The organism is Mesorhizobium sp. CA14, assembly GCF_020165195.1.
Taxonomy (GTDB): domain Bacteria; phylum Pseudomonadota; class Alphaproteobacteria; order Rhizobiales; family Rhizobiaceae; genus Mesorhizobium.
Window position 1 is genome coordinate 171,060 of record NZ_JAIUHR010000001.1, and the last position, 20,449, is coordinate 191,508.

16 protein-coding genes and 1 riboswitch are annotated in these 20,449 nt (G+C 63.8%); of the genes, 6 read left to right on the forward strand and 10 right to left on the reverse strand.

Annotated elements, in window-relative coordinates:
• Positions 1 to 4 precede the first annotated feature (4 nt).
• Positions 5 to 120: riboswitch (TPP riboswitch) on the reverse strand.
• A 683-nt stretch (positions 121 to 803) separates the two neighbouring features.
• The 9 genes from LB565_RS00840 to LB565_RS00880 all read right to left on the reverse strand — a co-directional run bounded on the left by LB565_RS00840 (position 804) and on the right by LB565_RS00880 (position 11,877).
• Positions 804 to 1,556: an FkbM family methyltransferase gene (locus LB565_RS00840; RefSeq protein WP_224581310.1), complete on the reverse strand. Its 753-nt coding sequence runs from the start codon at positions 1,554 to 1,556 to the stop codon at positions 804 to 806.
• Positions 1,553 to 2,785 (reverse strand): hypothetical protein, encoded by a 1,233-nt coding sequence (locus LB565_RS00845; protein ID WP_224581311.1) that lies wholly within the window; start codon positions 2,783 to 2,785, stop codon positions 1,553 to 1,555. Before LB565_RS00845 ends, LB565_RS00840 begins: the two co-directional genes overlap by 4 nt.
• 12 nt (positions 2,786 to 2,797) lie before the next feature.
• Positions 2,798 to 4,273, reverse strand: coding sequence for an aspartate aminotransferase family protein (locus LB565_RS00850; protein ID WP_411970595.1), 1,476 nt, complete (start codon positions 4,271 to 4,273; stop codon positions 2,798 to 2,800).
• A 23-nt stretch (positions 4,274 to 4,296) separates the two neighbouring features.
• Positions 4,297 to 5,304, reverse strand: a complete 1,008-nt coding sequence (locus LB565_RS00855; protein ID WP_224581312.1) for an NAD-dependent epimerase/dehydratase family protein — start codon at positions 5,302 to 5,304, stop codon at positions 4,297 to 4,299.
• Positions 5,301 to 5,750 (reverse strand): EamA family transporter, encoded by a 450-nt coding sequence (locus LB565_RS00860; RefSeq protein ID WP_224581313.1) that lies wholly within the window; start codon positions 5,748 to 5,750, stop codon positions 5,301 to 5,303. The genes LB565_RS00855 and LB565_RS00860 overlap by 4 nt, the downstream gene beginning before the upstream one ends.
• A 123-nt stretch (positions 5,751 to 5,873) precedes the next feature.
• Complete coding sequence (locus LB565_RS00865) at positions 5,874 to 7,226, reverse strand: FAD-dependent oxidoreductase (RefSeq protein ID WP_224581314.1); 1,353 nt, start codon at positions 7,224 to 7,226, stop codon at positions 5,874 to 5,876.
• Positions 7,226 to 8,659: a UbiA family prenyltransferase gene (locus LB565_RS00870; protein ID WP_224581315.1), complete on the reverse strand. Its 1,434-nt coding sequence runs from the start codon at positions 8,657 to 8,659 to the stop codon at positions 7,226 to 7,228. The genes LB565_RS00865 and LB565_RS00870 overlap by 1 nt, the downstream gene beginning before the upstream one ends.
• A gap of 261 nt (positions 8,660 to 8,920) precedes the next feature.
• A complete protein-coding gene (locus tag LB565_RS00875; RefSeq protein WP_027167119.1) occupies positions 8,921 to 9,184 on the reverse strand; it encodes a hypothetical protein in 264 nt (87 codons plus the stop codon).
• A gap of 203 nt (positions 9,185 to 9,387) precedes the next feature.
• On the reverse strand, positions 9,388 to 11,877 hold the full coding sequence (locus LB565_RS00880; protein ID WP_224581316.1) for a mechanosensitive ion channel family protein: 2,490 nt from the start codon (positions 11,875 to 11,877) through the stop codon (positions 9,388 to 9,390).
• A gap of 193 nt (positions 11,878 to 12,070) precedes the next feature.
• Between LB565_RS00880 and LB565_RS00885 the strand changes: the two genes are divergently transcribed.
• The 5 genes from LB565_RS00885 (at position 12,071) to LB565_RS00905 (ending at position 18,814) form a co-directional block, all read left to right on the forward strand.
• Positions 12,071 to 13,330 (forward strand): sarcosine oxidase subunit beta, encoded by a 1,260-nt coding sequence (locus LB565_RS00885; protein WP_224581317.1) that lies wholly within the window; start codon positions 12,071 to 12,073, stop codon positions 13,328 to 13,330.
• 15 nt (positions 13,331 to 13,345) lie between these two features.
• Positions 13,346 to 13,624, forward strand: a complete 279-nt coding sequence (locus LB565_RS00890) for a sarcosine oxidase subunit delta (protein WP_224581318.1) — start codon at positions 13,346 to 13,348, stop codon at positions 13,622 to 13,624.
• Positions 13,621 to 16,614 carry a sarcosine oxidase subunit alpha gene (locus LB565_RS00895; RefSeq protein ID WP_224581319.1) on the forward strand — a complete coding sequence of 998 codons (2,994 nt, stop codon included), beginning with the start codon at positions 13,621 to 13,623 and terminating at the stop codon, positions 16,612 to 16,614. The genes LB565_RS00890 and LB565_RS00895 overlap by 4 nt, the downstream gene beginning before the upstream one ends.
• 7 nt (positions 16,615 to 16,621) lie before the next feature.
• Entirely contained in the window at positions 16,622 to 17,209 is a 588-nt protein-coding gene (gene soxG, locus LB565_RS00900) for a sarcosine oxidase subunit gamma family protein (RefSeq protein ID WP_224581542.1), read from the forward strand.
• Positions 17,210 to 17,431: 222 nt separating this feature from the next.
• Positions 17,432 to 18,814, forward strand: coding sequence for an MFS transporter (locus tag LB565_RS00905; RefSeq protein WP_224581320.1), 1,383 nt, complete (start codon positions 17,432 to 17,434; stop codon positions 18,812 to 18,814).
• Positions 18,815 to 18,839: 25 nt separating this feature from the next.
• Here LB565_RS00905 and LB565_RS00910 read toward each other — a convergent pair whose 3' ends face one another.
• Positions 18,840 to 19,544, reverse strand: coding sequence for a nitroreductase (locus LB565_RS00910; protein ID WP_224581321.1), 705 nt, complete (start codon positions 19,542 to 19,544; stop codon positions 18,840 to 18,842).
• A 280-nt stretch (positions 19,545 to 19,824) separates the two neighbouring features.
• On the opposite strand from LB565_RS00910, the gene LB565_RS00915 reads away from it, so the two are divergent.
• The gene (locus tag LB565_RS00915) at positions 19,825 to 20,367 is read left to right on the forward strand and encodes a helix-turn-helix domain-containing protein (RefSeq protein ID WP_411970597.1); all 543 of its coding nucleotides are present in this window, start codon (positions 19,825 to 19,827) and stop codon (positions 20,365 to 20,367) included.
• The last annotated feature ends 82 nt before the right edge of the window (positions 20,368 to 20,449 follow it).

Sequence of the window (20,449 nt, forward strand, 5' to 3'; positions counted from 1 at the left end):
TCCCGCAAAAGCGCTTGCACCGTCCCTACGCCAGTATGAACTGGATCAGGTTCAACGGGTCACTGCGCCGCAAAGCCAGCAGTATCTCAGCCCCTTGCCGGGACTCCCCTGGTGAATGGCTCAAGTTGAGCGAGACGCCGTCGTTTTGTCAAGCATGTCCGGCCCCGGTAGTGGGTCACGCTGGCGTGACTGACAAGCTTGGGGGATCGCGGACATCGTTGCGCTGATCGAAGCGAAGAAGCAGAGCAGCCGACGGTGCGCGGCTCTTACAAAATGGATCGCTTGATGCGCAGGAACATGAGCGGCCCGACCAGCTTATCAAGGTGACACAGGATTTCTGGCCGGGCCGCCCAGTAAGGCCAGGGTTGCCTATCCCAGCCTACCCCGCCCAAGTTCTTCCGAAAGCTGGTCAGGGTCAATTACGCCCCGCCTGAAAAGCCACATGACCTTCATGGCTATCTCTTCGCGCTCATTCTCGCGAACAATTCGATGTTTTGCGCAGTAGTCGTTGAGAGCTTTTGTGAGGATTGTGAGTTCGTCGGAATCCGCCACCCCGCGCGACAACATGCCTGCCTCCCCATATGGGCGGAAGCTACCGCTTCCAACGCCCGCTTGCCTCTACCCTGTTATGGACGACTTGAAAAAGATACACCCGGAAAAAGTCAGCTTCGAATCAATTCGATGCGACTGAGGGTCGGACGCCGATTAGGGCTTCTTGAGGAGACGTGCGTCGCGAATGAGCGACTTGGCCCGGACGGCAATTGGGTTCGATTGCCGCTGCAGCGATTGGTTGGTGATGCAGGCTAGGCGAAGGCCCAGATGTCCTCGGCCTGGAAGCCGACCTGGTAGCCGGCGGTCTTCAGCTTGACCACGACCTGGCCGATCTCAGCGGCCGGAAGCGCGCCGATCTCGATCTTGATCATGCCGGGGCGGTAGCGCTCAAGGTCGAGCTGCTCGAACACCATCCAGTCGGCCCCCTCGCAGTCGACCAGGAACGCGTCGATGTGGGTGATGCCGTTGCGGTCGAGCAGCGTCTGCAAGGTTTCCGACGGCACCTCGATGTCCTTCAGATGCGGCGCGAACCTGTTGAAGTTGGCGTCGGCCTCGCCCCAGGCGTCCTTGCCCGACATCAGATTGGTGTCGGTGACCGATGAGCAGCCGATGAACTCGATCGGCAATGTGCCGGCTTCAAGCGCCGCGGCATCGAAGGTATGGACCGTGATCGTGCCCTTGGTCCTTGTCACCGCCACCGGCTCTATGACGAAGCGGCTGGTATCCGGGTAGTTGGCGCGCAGCCGCTTCTGATTGTACGGGATCGGCTCGACCAGCATCGCGCGCGCTCCGGGGATGCGGTGCAGCCAAGGCGTCACGTCGTCGAAGAGCGCGCCGTCGCAGGCGCCGACATTGACCATCTGGAACGGCCGGCCACCGAAGCGCGCCTTGAGCGCCGCCTTGGCCAGGAACTTCGTGCCATGCAACGCCGGCCCGCGATCGAGCAGGCCTGCCGGAAGGCCGAGCGACAGGAGAACGCGCGCAAAGCTGGACACAGAGCTCATAACTTGTCTCCTGGAATGACCTGCAGCGCGGCACGGCCGCCGCCCTGGCTTGCCGCCGCCCATAGCGCCATCAGCGGCGCGGCCAGCAGCAGGAAGGGCGGCAGAAGATTGGGGAAATAGATGCGGGTGTCGTGGATCGGGAAGACGGCGAATTTCGCCAGCACGCCGAGCACCAGCGCCGCCAGCAGGATGCCGGCGCGGCGGTCGAGCCGGAAACCGGCGCGGCTCAAGCTGTACCATCCGGCCAGTGCCAGGACCGATACGCCGAACCAGCTGTTGACGTTGATGGCGCGCACCACCGAGGCGGCGAAGGCCTTGAGATAGGCCATCAGCGAAAACGGCGGCTCGAACCCGTCCATATTGTAATGCTGCTCGATGCTGGAGAACCAAAGATGCGGCCACCAGCCGGGATGCTGCGCCCAATGCGAAATGGCGAAATAGGCGATGAAGGAGGCCGCGAAGCCTGCCAGCGCGCCCCATGCCCTCTCGCGGAAAGCGATAAGCAGCACGGCGAAGATGGCGAGGAAGACGATGTTGTCCGGCCTGGCCATGAATGCGAGGAAGAGCAAGGCCGCCGTCGCCGCCTCGCGCTTGCGCACATAGGCGAAGACACCGCCGAGGAACAGCGCCGAGCACAGAAGGTCCGGCGTCGAGCCCCGCGCCGCATCGCCGAAATCGGCCATGATCAGCACGGCGCCGACGACAGGCGCCAGCGCCAGCGCGCCTTCCGCGCGCAGCCAGGCGAGTGTGATGGCGCCGAACAGCAGCACCGAGAACACCTGCACCAGCCGCATCGCCTCGACCGGCGAGACGACATGGCTGAGGCCGGAAAGAATTTCGGCATAGAGAAACTTGATCCGGTACATGCCGAGCAGCGAACGGAAGTCGGCGGCATTCTCCGTCATATGGCTGCGGAAACCGCCGCCATCGTCCGTCAGCGTCTTGTAGTCACCCGCCGACATGCCGGCCTTCACCGTGCTGTAGGCATAGTCATGCAGCGCCTGGGGATCCGGATAGGCGCTTTCCTCGGCGATCGCCAGATAGGGCAGCATGTCCCAGTTGGCGTCGGGCATGAACCAGGCGGTCGCGGCGGTCAGCAGGATATAGAGCGAGAAGGCCATCGCCCCGATCGATGCTGCCCATTTCGCGTAAGCCCCCTCGCCCCACGCCAGGCCGGCACCGGTCAAGCGTTCCAGCGGATTGGTCGGCGCGGACGGCCTGGTCAGCATGCTCAGCGGCCCCTATTTACCGACCTGGCTTTTCACGAAATCCTTCACGATCGACACGATGCCGCGCGACAAAAGGCTGTCGAAGGCATCGACGAAGCGGTCGACATGCTCGGGCTGGCAGACCAGCGGCGGCTCGAGCCGGATGACGTTGCGGTTGTATTCGGTAAAGGCGACGAGCACGTCGTAGTCGCGCAGCAGTAGCGAGCCGACGAAGCCCGACAGCGAGCCCTTCAGCTTGTCGTCGAGCACGCTCACCACCGGACGCAGCACCATCGGCAAGGTCTGCGAGAAATCATGGAACTCGAGCCCGATCATGAGCCCCTTGCCGCGCACATCCTTGACGATCTTCGGATATTTTTCCTTGAGCGCCTGCAGCCGCTGCAGAAGGTAGTCGCCCGTCGAGGCGGCGTTGTCGATCAGCCCCTCGTCATAGAGCACATTGATGCCCTCGATCGCGGTGACGCAGGCCTCGCCCATGCCGCCGAAAGTCGCCATGGCGTGGATCATCGCCGTCTTCGGCGTGCCATAGGCCTTCATGTAGACGTCGCGCTTGGCGATCATCGCCCCGACCGCCGCCTTGCCGGCGCCCAGCGACTTCGCCAGCGCCGTCACGTCCGGCACGACGCCGTAATGCTCGAAAGCATAGAAGCGGCCCGAGCGGCCATAGCCGCACTGCACTTCGTCGGCGACCCACAGAACGCCATATCGGTCGCAAAGCGCGCGCAGCTTCTGCCAGTACTGCGCCTCTGCCTGGATGATGCCGCCGCCGCCCTGGATGGTTTCCAAGACGATGACGCCGATCTCCGGATCGCTCTTGAACAGCCGCTCGACGGCGTCGATGTCGGCGAAGGGAACGCGCACGACATTGTCGGCGACCTTGAAGTCGGCGCGGTAGAGCTGGCCGTCGGTGATCGCCAATACGCCCTTGGTCTTGCCGTGGAAGGAATTCTCGGCATAGACGATTTTCGGCCGCTTCGGGCCGGCGGCGCGCTCGGCGAGCTTCACCGCCGCTTCCATGGCCTCAGAACCCGACGAGCCCAGGAACACCATGTCGAGATCGCCGGGCGAGCATTTGGCGATGTTGTGCGCGAGAGCTGCCGCATATTGCGACATGAAGGCGATGGCGATCTCCTGGCGCTTCTCCTCCTGGAATTTCTTCCGGGCTTCCAAAATGCGCAGATGGTTGTGGCCGAAGGCGAGCGACCCGAAGCCGCCGAAGAAGTCGAGGATCTTGCGGCCGTTCTGGTCGATGTAGAACATGCCCTCGGCGCGCTCGATCTTGACCTTGTGGAAGCCGAGCAACTTCATGAAATGCAGCTGTCCGGGGTTGAGATGCGCCTTGAACAGGTCGGTGATGCGGGCGACGTCCAGCGCTTTGGCCTGCTCGACGCTGATCAGGTCGGGCTTGGCGATTGCTGCGGGCGAAAGCGCCGGCGCATCGACCAGCGTGCGCGTACCTGTTTGTTCCGGCTTGGCCATGACGGTCATCTGAAAAATCTCCCCTTCGCGTCTTATTCCGCAGGCACATGTCTGGTGGCGACCGCCTGGCCGTCTTTCTTGGCGCGGTATTCGCTGTAGGCGGCGATCAGCATGTCCTCGTCGCGATATTGCGGCACCCAGCCGAGCTGGCGCTCGGCCTTGGATACGTCGAGCACGCATTCCTCGTCGGCGATCAGATACTGCTCCGGATCCATGATCGGCATGTTCAACCAGTCGAGCAGATCGAGCGTACGCTTGACCGCCCAGCCCGGCGTCGGCAGCAGGAGCGACTTCGAGCCGGCATGGCGGATGAGGTCGCCGAGCAGTTTTTTGACCGGCGGCGGATTGAGCGAGCCGAGATTGTAGGCCTCGTTCGGCACGCCGGCTTTCCAGGCCGCGCGGGCGGCTTCGGCGCAATCGAACACAGAGATGAACTGGTAGGGATTCCGGCCCGAGCCGATCATAGGCACCGGCAGGTTCCAGTCGATCAGCTTGAACAGCTTTTCCAGGATGCCGAGGCGGCCGGGGCCGATGATCAGGCGCGGCCTGAACAGCGAGATCGACATGCCGCGCTTGCGCCATTTGGCGGCAAGCTCCTCGGTCTTCAGCTTCGACAGCCCGTACTCGCCGAGCGGCGAGACAGGATGATCTTCGGTCATCGGCAGCACCACCGTGTGGCCGTAGATCATGTCGGTCGTATAGTGGACGAGCCTCTGCGCGCCGGCCTTGTCCATCGCCTGAATGATATTCTCGGTGCCATGGAAGTTCACCGGAAAGAAGAAGTCATGCCGCTTTGCGCGCACCTGGATGGGCGACAGCATCTTGGCCGACAGGTTGTAGACCATGTCGTCGGCCCTGAGCCCAACCGCAGCGACCGAGGCCGGATCGGTCACGTCGCAGGTGATGAAGCGCACCGAGCGGTAATGCGGCAGGTCGCTCTTGACGATGTCGGCGACAACGACGGTCTCGCCATCGGCGACGAGCTTGGGGGCAAGGTGACGGCCGACGAAACCGTCGCCGCCGAAAATCACATGTCTCATCGAACGATCTCGCTTGTGCCGATCTTGTCGGGATTGATGGATGCGGTCTGGTCCTCATGCCCCCGCCCGCCCATTTCCCGGCCACTCTGCGCGATCAGCACCGTGCCGACGCAGATGCAGGCGATGCCGGCGATGCGCCAGCCGTTGAGGTCCTCGCGGAAGACGAAATAGGCAAAGATCGCCACGGCGACATAGGCGAGGCTGAGGAACGGATAGGCGAAACTGAGCTCGACCTTGGACAGCACATAAAGATGCGATGCCATCGAGATGACGAAGGTGCACAGGCCGAGGAACACCCAGGGGCTGAACACGATCTGCAACAGCTTGACGAACGGATTGACGCCTTCGAAGGCGATCGGCCCCATCGACATCATGCCTTGCTTCAGCATCAGCTGCGCCGCGGCATTGGTCATGACCGTGAAGAGAATGAAGATTATGTATTTCATTGTTGCCACCCCGCCCCTTGGGCGGTCCTATTACAAATCCACAAATATTTCGTGAAGCCGCGATATTGTGTTGAGTAAACCCTGGCGTAACGATTTATTTACCAGGATTTATTCCGCTTTTATCTATTCGGCGGCTTCAGCTCTCCCTTGTCCGATCTCCAATCTCTTGGCGGTGCGCGCCCAGAAACTCGATATAAAAGCGGGGTCGCGAAGCGCCTCCAGCCGTTGCCATTGCGGGAACGACGCGGCGAATGTCTCAGGCCGCATCCGGGCGTCCTTGTAGGGGTTCACCGCCCCGCCCGCGCCGACAGCGATGCGATCAAGCTCGGTGAGCAGCCGCAACGTCCCTTCGCCCCGGTTGGGGAAATCGAGCGTCAGCGTGTAGCCGGGCTGCGGGAACGACAGCAGCGCCGGCGAGCGGACATCGCCGAAGCGCTTGAGCACGGTCAGGAACGATCCCTGCCCTGCCCGCCGTGCCGCGTCGAGCAGCACAGGCACGATGCGGCGCGCATTTGTCTCCGGGACCACGCTTTGGTGCTGGAAAAGTCCGCGCGGCCCGTAGAGCCGGTTCCAGCCGCGGACCCCATCGAGCGGAAAGAAGAAGCCCTGATAGCCCGCCCGGTTCGGAGCCTGGGACTTGCTCTTCTTCCAGCGGTAGGCCGCGTTGAAGACGGTGAGGAAGGGCCGATTGAGGACATTGAATGGCGGCTGCACCGGCACGGAAAACCGGCTGCCGGCGCGCGCCGCCGCGTGCGAGCCGTGTTCGGCGTGGTTGCCGGTGAACAACAGCCCGCGACCGCTCCCATGTCCGCTGGCAAGCTGATCGATCCAGGCGACGGCATATTCATTGGCCTGGTCGGCAGCCTCGGCAAGATCGAAGAATTCGCCGAGATCGCGAAACCGGGTCGCGCTTTCCATGATATCGAGCGACGGCACCCGCATCAGCTTGATCGATGCCGACAGGATCAGCCCCGTCAGCCCCATGCCGCCGATCGTCGCCCCGAACAGTCGGACATTGTCGGTCTGCGAGCAGCGATAGGTCCGGCCGTCGGACCGAAGCAGCGTCAAAGCTTCGACATGGCAGCCGAACGTGCCGCGCCGATGATGGTTCTTGCCGTGGACGTCGTTGGCGATCGCGCCGCCCAGCGTCACGAACTGCGTGCCTGGAACCACGGCCGGAAAGAAGCCGTGGGGTGCGGCATAGGCGATGATATCGCAAAGCAGCGTGCCGGCATCCGCCTCGAGCACGCCGGTCTCGGCGTTGAAGGAACGGATGCGGTTGAGCGGCCGCATGTCGACCACCATGCCGGCATCGTTCTGGCAACTGTCGCCATAGGAGCGGCCATTGCCGTATCCGAGCAGCGATCCGGTCTTCGCCTCACCGCGTTTAAGCAAGGCGATCGCCTCGTCCGCCGGGATTGCCTTGCGCGCCGGCGGGGTCGCCAGTCCGAAGCTGCCGAAGCGCTCGTGCCTCATCACCAGCCTCCGGCGACGAGGAAGACCGCGCCGATGGCGACGACAATCTGGCTGCGCCAGTCGCGGATGATGAAGACGACCGGGTCGTCATGCATCTCGTCGCGGCGGGCGAGGATCCAAACGCGCATCGTGAGGTAAAGCACGATCGGCGCCAGCGGCCATATCAGCCACGGATGCGGATAGAGCTCGCGCACCGCCGGGCTGTCCATATAGAGCGCCAGGACCAACGCCGACGAGAAAGCCGACGCCATGCCGGCCTGCGCGACGATCTCCTGGTCCTCGGTGCGATAGCCGCGGCCGGCGATGCGTTCGCCGGGCGGGATGGCCGTGGTGCGCAACTCGACGAAGCGCTTCACCAGCGCCAGCGACAGGAAGAAGAAGATCGAGAAGGCAAGCAGCCAGAAGGAGACGTCGACACCGGTGGCGGCTGCGCCCGCAAGCACGCGGATTGTGTAGAGGCCCGCGAGCGTCAGCACATCGATCAGAAGCATGCGCTTGAACGACAGCGAATAGGCTGTGGTGACGACCAGATAGCCGGCAAGCACGCCAAGAAATTCGATCGGCAGGAAGAGGCCGGCGGCGATGCCGACCGCAAGCAGCGCGGCGATCGCGCCGAGACCGAATGGGATCGACAACGCGCCGCTGGCGAAAGGCCGGCTGCGCTTTGTCGGATGCTTGCGGTCGAGCGCGAGGTCGAAGAAGTCGTTGACGATATAGATGGCAGACGCCACGGCGCTGAAGGAAATGAACGCCAGCAGGCATTCCCAGATCATGTTCGGGTTGAAATATTCGTGCGACAGCACCATCGGCACGGCGATCAGCGCGTTCTTCAGCCACTGATGGATGCGCAGCATCTTGACGTAGGTCCTCAGCGTCGGGTTCGGCACGGGCACGGCATCGGCTTGATGCGCCGCCTGCCAGCGCCGGGCGCTGCGGTCGGGCGCCACCACGAGCGCGTTGCGCGCGGCGTCGAATACTTTGAGGTCGTGGCGGCTGTTGCCGGCGTAGTCAAAGCCTGCATCGCCATAGGCGGCGACAAGTGCCGCGCATTTCCTGCCGGAGGTCATGTTGTGCGGACCGTCGGTCGCCAGCACATGATCGAAAATGCCGAGATGCGCCGCGATCGCCTCCGCGAACTTACGTGGCGTTCCCGTCGCCAGCACGATCTTGCGGCCCTCCCGGTGCTCGGCGCGCAGCCGGTCGAGCAGATCCCGACGGTAGGGTAGCGAGGCCGGGTCAATGTCGACGCGGCTGGCGATTTCCTGCTTCAGCCGGGCCGGGCCGCCGGTTAGCCAAAACGGCAGGAGAAAGACATAGAGCGGGTTCTTCTTGAGCAGGATGAACAGGCCTTCCCACAGAAGGTCCGTTGCGATCAGCGTACCGTCGAGATCGACCGCAAGCGGAATTGCGTTCCTGTCCGACCTCGCGTCCATTGCCCTGCCCCGATCGAGCGCGGATCCCGAAACTCCGATCTCGGAAGGGAACCATGCGCCAACTCAACCCACGCCGTATGCCGGCGTCCTCGGGGCAGATATAGCCGGAGATGACGCAGCGAACGTTAAAACGTCCGGTTGCAGAGCATTGTCCTACCGGTTTTTCGCCGTCATCGTTAAGCGTCGGCTACCGGAAACGATAAAAGGCCGGACATCGGTCCGGCCTTTGCCAATCTTGCCCCGCCAATCTTGCGGGGACGGTTACTTGATACGGGCCGCGCCGCCCGAGATTTCGACCGTTTCCGAGCCGGTCAAGGCTTCGAGGTCACCATTGGGCAGAGTGACGAAGCAGCCGTTCGAGCAGAATTCCACCGTCTCGCCGGCGGCAAGCGTCAGCTCGCTCTTGGCGCCGCCTTCGGTCACGACCAAGGTCCGCGTCTGAGCGTCCCTGTTGATCGCGCTGGCGGCGAAAGCCGAACCGCCCAGGGCCAGCAAAGCGATGGCGGCAACGACAGACTTCCACATTGAAATTTCGGTGTTTCAAGCACCGCCTCTGTTCAAATTTGCAAGGCATTCTCGCCCTTTGCATCGAAGCTTATATGAGATGTTACCTGAACCGCAACTGAATGCCGCATTCATGCCACAATCGGTTTCGGCGTCGGATGAGCCATCGCCCAAGGTCTATCGAGATTCAGGTCGGGCCGGCCTCACCTGAATATCGATAGACCTTAGCCGGGGTCCGGTTTGCGGCCCCTGCGCTTCATCTTCGCCAGGCGCTCCCGCTCGGCCGCGGCTTCCGCCTCTAGCCTCTCGCGCTCTGCGAATTCGGCTTCGATCTTGTCGTCGTCGATCGGCCAGGCTTCGTGCTTCTTGCTCTCGACCACGGCGCGCGGCGTCGATGGTATCTCGATCTGCTCCTGCTCGAAGATATCGAAGATGGCGAAGCGGATATCGTTCTGCACGACGCTGCCGTTCATGATGTCGGCGACGAACACGCGGATTTCGAATTCGAGCGCGGCCGAGCCGAAATTGGCGAACAGGACGAACGGCTCGGGGTTCTTCAGCACCATCGGATGGGCGCGCGCAATGTCCGTCAGGACGGCATGGACGTGCTTGACGTCGCTGCCATAGGCGACGCCGACCTTGATGTCGATGCGCCCGAGCTTGTTGCGATGCGTCCAGTTGCCGACAGCATTGTTGATGAGGTTCGAGTTGGGCAGGATCACCGCCTGCCGCTGGAAGGTCTCTATCTCGGTGGCGCGCACGCTGATCTTGCGCACCGTGCCGCTGACGTCGCCCGCGACGATCCAGTCGCCAACCTTGAACGGCCGTTCGGCAAGCAGGATGAGGCCTGAGACGAAATTGGACACGACGTTCTGCAGGCCGAAGCCGATACCGAGTGAAAGCGCGCCCGCAACCAGCGCCAGGTTGGAAAGATCGATACCCGCGGCCGAAATGCCGACCAGCGCGGCGACCGCCACGCCCGCGTAGCCGACACCGAGCCGGATCGAGTTGCGCACGCCGGCATCGACCTTGCCGCGCGCCATCACCGAGCCGTCCAGCCAGCCCTGGAACCAGCGCGTCAGGAAATAACCAATGCCGAAGACGACGATGCCGCTGAGGATGCCGAGGAAGGAGATGGTCACCGAACCGATCGTGACGCCGGTCGCCAGCTTGTAGGCCCAGGCCTCGATATCGCCGGGCTGGAAGCCCCACATCAAAAGGATCAGCGGCAGGAACACCACCACGATCATCAGGTTGATGGCGATGCTGACGACCAGGCCGAGCTGGTCGAGGGCGGTATCCTCGTAGCTGGAGTTTTCCGAAAGCCATCGCCCGACCGAAGTGTCGGCGAAGCCGCCCTCCTCCCCGATCGCGCGTGCCGACAGAAAGCCGATATAGGCCGTCACCAGCACCGTGCCGGTCACCACGACCTGGAACGAGACGAAAAGCGCCAGGCCGATATAGCCAAGCAGCGCAGCCGCAATGGTGAACAGGCCGAGGGCGACGGCCATTAAGCGAAGCCATGCCGGCCAAGGGCGCCAAGAGCCGTCAGCCTTCCTGAAAGGCCGCAGCAGTCCCATCAGGATCAGGATGATGCCGACGATGATAGCGGCGACAAAGCCCCTGGCGATCGTCAGCGAAAGTGGCGATCCCATCTTCTCGTTGACGACCGACAGGAAGTAGTTGAACCCGAGCACCAGCGCCATGGCGGTCGTTAGGCCGACCAGCCAACGCGCCCGGCCGGTCGCGACCGGGATCAGGCGCCAGTTGGGCAGGCGCGGTTCGAGCGCCGCGTTGGTCAGCCGGTTGACGCAGAACACCATGGCGATCACCGTCAGCAAGGCATTGAGGAACGTGCCGATATCGCCACGCAGCACATTGTAATAGTTGAAGAAGAACACGGCCGAGGCGAAGAAAACGCCGAGCGCCAGGGTCGGCAGCAGCGTCGACCAGAAGGCCACCGACAGTCTGCTGAGATAGGACGGATCCTCGACGGTCGGGTCGGGCTCGAAGATGCGGCCGAACAGGCGTCTGCCGCCGATCAACAGCACGGCCGCCAAGGCCAGCGCCATAAGCGTCGCCGCAAGGATCGCCTGGAACTTGAACCTGACGGCGAAGCTCGCCCAGGACGACACCGCCTTGTAGAGGCCCGTGAACTGATCATGCGCGTCGGAAAAGGCCTGCGGGCTCAACGCGTCGGTCAGGTCGTAACGTTTGGTGATGACGCTGCGGAAAAGCTCGCTGCGCATGACGGCGATCTTGTCGACCAGCCCGTTGACGCGGATCGACAGGTTTTGCGCGCTGGCGACGACCGCGTTGATCTGAGCTTTTTCCGTCGCGAGCGCACCGCGCTCGCTGCTGACGATTACCGGCTCGGCAGGTTGCCCCTGCGCCGGCGGCGGGCCGAGAACCTCGACGCGATTGTTGATGTCGGTGAGGCGCTGCCGGAATGCTAGCGCGCTGTTCAGCGCCGCGCGCGAAATATCCTCCAGCTGCAACCGGATGTCGACAAGCCCAGCATCGTCCTGGTCGGGGTCGCTCAGTTTCTTCTCCAGGCCGTCGGTCCTGACCGTCAGGTCCTGGATGACCTTGGTCTGATCTGCGATGAGCCGCGACGAACCATGGCCGATGGCCTGCGCCGACGCCTCGAGCGCCGGCTGCCCAAAGACAGCGGCGATGACGACCAGAAGCAGGCGCAGCAGGCGGAAGAACATGACTTTGTTGGCGACTCGCGGCCGAAAAATTCTCGAAATTTCCGCCTTTGATAAAGACCGGCCTATCGGGCGGCAAGCCGTCCGATCGCATCGGCGAGAGTCGGCCTGGCGAAAAGCGATGGCGCAATCTTGGCTTTACGCTTCCCGCCTGCTCTATAGTCTGCCGCCTCGCATCATAAGGACGATAGGAAGAATGGCGGAATATTCGGCCTTTTCGCTGCTCAAGAACGCGCTGACCGGCAACAAGGATTGGAAGCCCGCCTGGCGCAAGCCGGATCCCAAGGCTTCCTATGACGTGATCGTCATCGGTGGCGGCGGCCACGGTCTTTCGACCGCCTATTACCTTGCCAAGGAACACGGCATCACCAATGTCGCGGTGCTGGAAAAAGGCTGGCTGGGCTCGGGCAATGTCGGCCGCAACACCACCGCCGTGCGCTCCAACTATCTCTTGCCGCAAAACACCCGCTTCTACGAACATTCGATGAAGCTGTGGGAGAACCTGTCGCACGACCTCAACTACAACGTCATGTTCTCGCAGCGCGGCTGCCTGAACCTCGCGCACACGCCCGCCCAGCTCGACGATTATGCCAGGCGCGGCAACGCCATGCGCCATCTCGGCGTCGACGCCGAACTGATGAGCGTCGATCAGATCAAGCGGCTTGTGCCGGCGCTGGATGTCTCGGGTTCGGCGCGCTTCCCTGTCCTCGGCGGCTTGATGCAACGCCGTGCCGGCAGCGCCCGTCACGACGCCGTCGCCTGGGGCTATGCGCGCGGCGCCGACCGGCGCGGCGTCGATATCATCGAGAATTGCGAGGTCACCGGTTTCCTGCGCGACGGCGACCGCGTCACCGGCGTTTCGACGACGCGCGGCGAGATCCGCGCTAAGAAGGTCGCGCTTGCGGTTGCCGGCAGCACCGGCCGCGTCATGCAGCTTGCCGGCATTTCGCATATGCCGATCGAAAGCCACGTGCTTCAGGCCTTCGTCTCGGAATCGCTGAAGCCGATCATCGATACGATCCTGACCTTCGGCATGGGCCATTTCTACATTTCGCAGTCCGACAAGGGCGGCCTGGTCTATGGCGGCGATCTCGACGGCTACAATAGCTACGCCCAGCGCGGCAGCCTGCCGATCGTCGATGAGGTGATGAGCGAGATGGTGGCGCTGTTCCCCGGCCTGGCTCGCGTGCGCATGCTGCGCTCCTGGGGCGGGCTGTGCGACATGACGATGGACGGCTCGCCGATCATCACCACTGGCCCGCTGCCAGGCATGTATCTCAATTGCGGCTGGTGCTATGGCGGCTTCAAGGCGACGCCCGCCTCCGGCTGGTGCTTTGCCTATACCATTGCCAAGGACGAGCCGCACGAGTTCAACGCGCCCTTCACGCTCGACCGTTTCTATCGCGGCCTCATCATCGACGACAAAGGCCAGGGCGCGACGCCCAGATTGCACTAGGGTTTGGATTGAAAAATGCTGATCACCTGTCCCTATTGCGGCCCGCGCGACGTCATCGAATTCACCTACCAGGGCGACGGCAACCGCCAGCGGCCGCAGCCCGCCTCGCAGAACCTCGACGCCTGGAACGCCTATGTCTACGATCGCCTGAACCCGGCCGGTGACCACAACGAGATCTGGCAACATTCCGGCGGTTGTCGCGCGCATCTGAGGGTCGTTCGCAACACCGTGACACATGAGATTTTGAGCACCGAATTCGCCCGTGGCGGCCACAAGACGGAGAGCCGCTCGTGAGCCCGCGCCGCACCGAGACCGGCGGCCGGATCGACCGGCTGCGCACCATCCGCTTCACCTTCGACGGCGCGGCTTACACCGGCCATGCCGGCGACACGCTGGCCTCGGCGCTGCTTGCCAATGGCGTGACGCTGTTCGGCCGCTCCTTCAAATATCATCGCCCGCGCGGCCTGCTTGCCGCCGGCGTCGAGGAGCCGAACGCGCTGGTGACGATGCTGCGCGGCGAAGTGCGCGAGCCGAACATTCCGGCCACCATGGTCGAGATCTATGACGGGCTGGTCGCCGTCAGCCAGAACCGCACGCCCTCGCTCGCCTGGGATATCGGCGCCCTCAACCAGCTCGGCGGCAAGCTCCTGTCGGCCGGCTTCTACTACAAGACCTTCATGGGTCCGGTGATCGGTCCGCTGAAGGGCACGCGCTTCTGGATGTTCTGCGAGCATTTCATCCGCCGCGCCGCTGGCCTCGGCAAGGCCGGCACCGCTCCCGACCCGGCGCGCTACGAGCGCATGAACGCATTTTGCGACGTGCTGGTCGTCGGCTCCGGCCCCGCCGGCTTGATGGCGGCAAAGGCCGCCGCCGACCAGGGCGTCCGCGTCATCCTCGCCGATCTCGAAGCCCACTTCGGCGGCTCCGCAAACTGGTCGGGCGAAATCATCGACGGCATGCCTGCCGCCGACTGGGCGCAACGCGCTGTCGGGCAGCTCGAAGGCAACGACAATGTCCGGCTTTTGCCGCGCACGACCGTGTGGGGCTATTATGACGGCAACACGCTTGCCGCACTGGAACGGGTGACCGACCACAAGGAAACGCCCGCCAAGGGCGAGCCGCGCCAGCGCTACTGGGCGATCCGCGCGGGCACGGTGGTTCTCGCCACCGGCTCCTTTGAACGGCCGCTGGTGTTTCCGGGCAACGACCGTCCCGGCGTCATGCTGGCGCATGCCGCGGAACGCTACGCAGTTGAATATGGCGTGCTGCCGGGACAGCGCATCGCGCTCTTCACCAACAACGATAGCGCCTACCGCTCGGCCGTTGCCTTGAAGAAGGCCGGCGCGACCATCGTTGCCATCATCGATGTCCGTGCCGACATCTCGAACGACATGCGCCGGCTCGCCGGCGAGGCCGAGGCCGAGCTTCTGGACGGCCATGCCGTGGTTGCGACCGAAGGCGGCAAGGCCCTCACCGGTCTCAAGGTGCAGCGCTTCGACGCCATGAGCGGTGCGCTGAGCGGCGATGAACGCAGCATCCATGCCGACAGTCTGTTGATGTCGGGCGGTTGGTCGCCGACCATCCATCTCGCCAGCCAGGCGGGCGCCAAGGCTGAATGGGACCCGGCCAGGCAAGCCTTCCTGCCGCCCAAGCCGACGCAGCGTTGGCTCGGCGCCGGCGCCTTCACCGGCAGCTTCTCAACCGCCGAAGCCATCGCCGAGGGCCGCGCGGCCGGCGTTTCGGCTGCCGGCGGAACGGCGGCGCCCGCCGCCCTGCCGACCGTCGAGGCCGCACCGGGCGATCCGGATCCGGCGCCGGTCTTCGAGATCAAGGCCAAGGGCAAGAGCTTTGTCGACTTCCAGCACGATGTGACCGCTGAGGACGTGCGGCTTGCGCATCGCGAAGGCTTCATCTCGGTCGAGCATCTGAAACGCTACACCACACTCGGCATGGCGACGGACCAGGGCAAGAACTCCAATGTGCCGGGCCTCGCCATCATGGCCGAGGCGCTCGGCAAGCCCATCCCCGAAGTCGGCACGACGCGCTTTCGCCCGCCCTATACGGCGGTGTCGATCGGCTCGCTCGCCGCCGAACGCTTTGGCGACCTCAAGCCCGAGCGGCTGACGCCGATGCATGACTGGCACATCGCCAATGGCGCGACCATGTATTCGGCCGGCCTCTGGTACCGGCCGATGATCTACGGCCTTCCCGGCGAGACGGTCGAACAGGCCTATGTCCGCGAAGCGAAGGCCACGCGCGAAAGCGCCGGCATCGTCGATGTCTCGACGCTGGGCAAGATCGCGGTGCAGGGACCCGACGCGGCCGAGTTCCTCGACCGCGTCTACACCAACATGTTTTCCACTTTGGCCGTCGGCAAGGCCCGCTACGGCCTGATGCTGCGCGAGGACGGGCTTGCCTTCGACGACGGCACCACCTGGCGGCTCGGCGAGCAGGAATTCCTGATGACCACCACCACCGCCAATGCCGGCAAGGTGATGCAGCATCTGGAGTATTTCCTCGACGTCATCTGGCCGGAGCTGAAGGTCACCGTGACCTCTGTCACGGACGAATGGGCGGGCGCGGCGATCGGCGGGCCAAACGCGCGCGCCATCCTCGCCTCTTGCGTCACCGGCACCGCCGTCGACAACGCCGCGTTGCCCTTCATGGGCATCGTCCATGGCCGGATCGCTGGCGTGCCGGTGATGATCTGCCGCCTGTCCTTTTCCGGCGAAATGGCGTTCGAGGTCTATTCCGGCGCCGGCTACGGCACCCATGTCTGGGAGGCCTTGATCGAGGCCGGCAAGCCTTTTGGCCTGGTCACCTATGGGCTCGAGGCACTGGGCACGATGCGCATCGAGAAAGGCCATGTCACCGGCGCCGAGATCGACGGCCGCACCACCGCACGCGACCTCCATCTCGACTGGATGCTGTCGAAGAAGAAGCCCTTCATCGGTTCGGCCATGATGGACCGCGAAGGCCTGATCGCGCCTGACCGGCTCGAGCTGGTCGGGCTGATCGCCCTCGACAACCGGCCGCTCAACGGTGGTGGCCATATCGTCGAGGAACTGGACGAGGCCAATCCGCACGACTCGCTCGGTCACATCACCGCCTGCTGCTATTCACCGGCGCTCGGCAAATATATCGCCCTGGCCCTGGTCAAGAGCGGCAAGGCGCGTCAGGGGACCCGCGCATTCGTCTCCGACCCGCTGCGCAACCGATTCGGGCCGGTCGAGATCGTCTCCAACCATTTTTACGATCCGGACGGGAGCCGCATGCATGGCTGAGCAGTATTTGCCCGAACGCCAATCGCCGCTCGGGCCGGAGTATCATCCAGGTTCGCACGGCAATTTCGAACATGGCGTCGATGTCATCCTGTCCGAGATGCGGCCGGGCACGATCCTGCAGCTCGCCGCCTGGCCGGGTGAAGAGAGGCAGCTGATCGAAATTATCGGCAAGGTCACCGGTCTCGCTCTGCCCGATGGCGCCGGCGGCGGCGTGAGCAGCGGCGCCCGCGCCGCCTTCGGCTTCGCGCCGGGAAAATTCACCGTGGTGGATGAGGCCGAAGGCCTGGCCGCAGCCTTCGCCGGCGCCATCACGCCAGCCATCGGTACGCTGACCGACCTCTCGCATGGCCGCACCGCGATCCGCATCGCCGGGCCGAGGGCCGAGTGGGTGATGGCGAAGTTCTTTGCCATCGATTTCGCCTTGCCGGCCTTCCCGCTCGGCGCTGGACGTTCGACCAACCACCATGACGTGTTCGCTCAGATCCAGCGCACCGGCGCCGACCAGTTCGACATCTACGTCTTCCGCTCTTTCGCGCGCTCGTTCTGGAAAGCCTTGTGCCACGCCTCCGAGGAAGTCGGTTACGAGGTGCAGTAGGCATGGCGTTGCGGGCTCGGGATTGGTCCAGGCACTATCTGGCATTATCGACGGCTACAACTGCTGCTTGAGCGCTGGGCCAGCAGGCGCGATAGGTAAGGAATCACGGGCGTTTGCCAAGGCAAACGTCCGCTCAGGCAACCAGTTCGACCATATCCTTCCATGACTGTTGAGACTTCGGCGACGGCCACGACCCGCTTTGCTCCGGCGGAGGGTCCGTCGATGCTGTTGCCGGCAACCGTCGCTTGCGGCGTGTTCATGACCAGTCTTGACCAGAACGTCGTCGTCACCGCGCTGCCCGGCATCGGCGAGAGCCTCGACCGCCCGCCAAGCCAGCTTGGCCTTTTGATCACCGTCTATGTCGCCAGCCTCATCGTCACCATGCCGCTCGGCGGCTGGCTGGCCGACCGTTTTGGGCTGCGCAACGTCTATTGCTTCGCCCTGCTCGTCTTCGCCAGCGCCTCGGCCTTGTGCGGCCTTTCGGAAAACATCTGGATGCTGGTCGGCTCGCGCGCCTTGCAGGGCTGCGGCGGCGCGCTGATGGGCACGCTTGGCCAGGTCGTGATCCTGTCGAGCTTCCCGCGTGCCCGCACGCTGAAGATCAACATGTATATTTCGCTCGCCGGCCAATCCGGGCCGCTGGTCGGGCCGCTCGTCGGCGGTGCGCTCACCACCTACGTCTCCTGGCGCTGGATCTTCTACATCAACATCCCGATCGCCCTGACCGCGGCGCTTCTGGCCGCCTCCCTGTTTCCGACGACGACCAAGCCGGTGCGCACGCCATTCGATCTGCCGGGCTTCCTGCTCGTCGGCAGCGGCATGGGATTGCTGGTCTTCGGCATGGATTCGCTTGCCGCCGAGGATGCCGCGAACAGCCTGATCGGCATCGAGCTTGGCCTGGCGATCGTCATCCTGACGGTTGCCGCCTTCTACTGCCTGCGCGCCCGCAACCCGCTGCTCGATCTCAACCTGCTGCGCATCCGCACCTTCCGCATCTCCTTCCTCACCGGCGGGGGACTGGACACGATCGGCCTGAGCTCGGTGGTGTTCCTGCTGCCGCTGATGTTCCAGCTCGGCTTCGGCATGAGCGCGGTGCAGGCCGGATCGCTGACCTTCGTCGCCGCGATCGGATCATTGCTGATGCGCTTCTTCATGCCGCGCCTGTTGAACCGCTTCGGCTTCAAGCGCGTGCTGGTCACCAACACGCCGATCGTCGCGCTACTGGTCGCGGGCTTTGCGCTGATGCAGGAGAGCCTGCCGGCGTGGATCGTGCTTGCCTATATTTTCGCCTTCGGCGTCTTCCGCTCCGTGCAATGGGCCTCGACCGGCAATCTTGCCTATTCGGATATCGCACCGGAGCAGCTCGCCCGCTTCAGCGCGCTCTATTACATCCTGTGGCAGCTTGCGGTGGCGATCAGCGTCGGCCTCGCGTCGGCGCTCCTGTCGCTGCTTGCCGGCAGCGGCAAGGCCAGCGTCAACGACTATCGCATCCTGTTCGTCATCGAGGGGCTGATCACGCTTTGCGCGCTATCGGCCTATCTGAGGCTGACGCCGAAGGACGGCGCCCATGTCAGCGGCCATGGCGCGCATATGAGCACGGACTGACAGGCCGGTCTGTGGGCTGCCTACGCTACTCCGCGAAGGTCACCCAGTCCTCGATCGGCGCGCGGTCGGTGCGGAACTCGTTTTCGGGCTTCGAGGTGTCCTCGTAGCCGAGCGCCATGCCGCAGACGACGACCTCCTCGTCGGGAATGTTGAGCACCGGCCGGATTTGCCGGTGATAGGGCGCGAAGGCAGCCTGGGGGCAGGTATGCAGTCCCCGGCCCCGCGCCGCGACCATGATGTTCTGCAGGAACATGCCGTAGTCGATCCAGGAGCCTTGGTTCAGTCTCCGGTCGATCGTGAAGATCATGCCGACCGGCGCATCGAAGAAGATGAAGTTGCGGTCGTGCTGCGCCCGCATCTTGTCGACCTCACGCCGGCCGATGCCGAGCGCGCCGTAAAGCCCGAAGCCGTTGGCGCGCCGACGGGTCAGATATGGTTCGAAGAACTGGTCGGGATAGTAGCGGTACTCGTCCCACTCGGCCTTTTCGGCTCGGATGCCGGAGTTGAGGATGGCGTCGCTGATGCGCTGCTTGACCTCGCCCTTGGTCACATAGACGCGCCAGGGCTGCATGTTGGTGCCGGACGGCGCACGCGCGGCCACCGCCAGGATCGCGCGGATCGTCTCGTCGTCAACCATGTCGGGCAGAAAAGCGCGCACGGACCGGCGCGAGGTGATCGCCTCGTCGACGATCGCCGCTTCCGATGCGATCCGGATGTTCTTCTCAAGCATGGGCCGTCCCTTTGCGCATGGCCAGAAACCGCAAACACGGTTTCCCTTGACGACCATCCGCAGACTCTAAGCTAAACTGGTCCCGACCGGGCGCCCCACTCGCCGCTCGTGCGCGAGCCTTTGCATCAACGGCCGAAATCGCGCAAGCAAATCTTGTAGCCTATGAAAATCCACTTGATTTTTTCATGATTTTACCCTCTCATGAAATTTATCGAGATTTTTTCACGAGCAAACTTTGATCCCGACCGCGACCAAATCGGAGCAGGACAATGGCGACCGGCTGCTGGCCGGCGACATCCGTGCGCTTCGCAAGGCGCGCGGCCTCACGCTGGCCGAGATTGCCCTCAAGCTCGGCCGGTCGGTCGGCTGGGTCAGCCAGGTCGAGCGCGGCCTCTCGATTCCCTCGCTCGGTGACTTGCGGGCATTCGCCAACCTCTTCGATGTTCCGATCAGCCTGTTCTTCAGCCATGATGTGCCTGTCGAGCAGGAACGCGGCGTGGTCGTGCGCGCCGGCAGCCGCCGCTCGCTTGGCACAAGTGAATCCGGCCTGGTGGAGGAGCTTCTGTCGCCCGACCTCGGCGGTAGCTTCGAGATGCTGCGCTCGGTCTTCGCGCCGGGCGCGGAGCTGAAGACGGAAGCGCGCCGTCCGACGGAAGAAGCGGGCTATGTCGCGTCGGGCACGTTCGAGATCGAGATCGACGGTGTCTGGCATCGTCTCGGCGAAGGCGACTCGTTCCGCTTCGAGGGCAAGCCGTTCCGCTGGCGCAATCCTGGCGTCGAGGCTGCGGTTGTCATCTGGGTGGTTTCACCGCCTGTCTATTGATCAATGCATGTCGCCCAGAGCGCAAAGCGGTTTTGGGATAACGACATGCATCAAAACAAAAATCGAAGCGCGAAGCGCTTAG

Coding starts and splice junctions, on each gene's coding strand:
- LB565_RS00840 (WP_224581310.1), bottom strand. CDS start 1,556: ATGAGCTCTGTGTCCAGCTTTGCGCGCGTTCTCCTGTCGCTCGGCCTT.
- LB565_RS00845 (WP_224581311.1), bottom strand. CDS start 2,785: ATGCTGACCAGGCCGTCCGCGCCGACCAATCCGCTGGAACGCTTGACC.
- LB565_RS00850 (WP_411970595.1), bottom strand. CDS start 4,273: ATGACCGTCATGGCCAAGCCGGAACAAACAGGTACGCGCACGCTGGTC.
- LB565_RS00855 (WP_224581312.1), bottom strand. CDS start 5,304: ATGAGACATGTGATTTTCGGCGGCGACGGTTTCGTCGGCCGTCACCTT.
- LB565_RS00860 (WP_224581313.1), bottom strand. CDS start 5,750: ATGAAATACATAATCTTCATTCTCTTCACGGTCATGACCAATGCCGCG.
- LB565_RS00865 (WP_224581314.1), bottom strand. CDS start 7,226: ATGAGGCACGAGCGCTTCGGCAGCTTCGGACTGGCGACCCCGCCGGCG.
- LB565_RS00870 (WP_224581315.1), bottom strand. CDS start 8,659: ATGGACGCGAGGTCGGACAGGAACGCAATTCCGCTTGCGGTCGATCTC.
- LB565_RS00875 (WP_027167119.1), bottom strand. CDS start 9,184: ATGTGGAAGTCTGTCGTTGCCGCCATCGCTTTGCTGGCCCTGGGCGGT.
- LB565_RS00880 (WP_224581316.1), bottom strand. CDS start 11,877: ATGTTCTTCCGCCTGCTGCGCCTGCTTCTGGTCGTCATCGCCGCTGTC.
- LB565_RS00885 (WP_224581317.1), top strand. CDS start 12,071: ATGGCGGAATATTCGGCCTTTTCGCTGCTCAAGAACGCGCTGACCGGC.
- LB565_RS00890 (WP_224581318.1), top strand. CDS start 13,346: ATGCTGATCACCTGTCCCTATTGCGGCCCGCGCGACGTCATCGAATTC.
- LB565_RS00905 (WP_224581320.1), top strand. CDS start 17,432: ATGCTGTTGCCGGCAACCGTCGCTTGCGGCGTGTTCATGACCAGTCTT.
- LB565_RS00910 (WP_224581321.1), bottom strand. CDS start 19,544: ATGCTTGAGAAGAACATCCGGATCGCATCGGAAGCGGCGATCGTCGAC.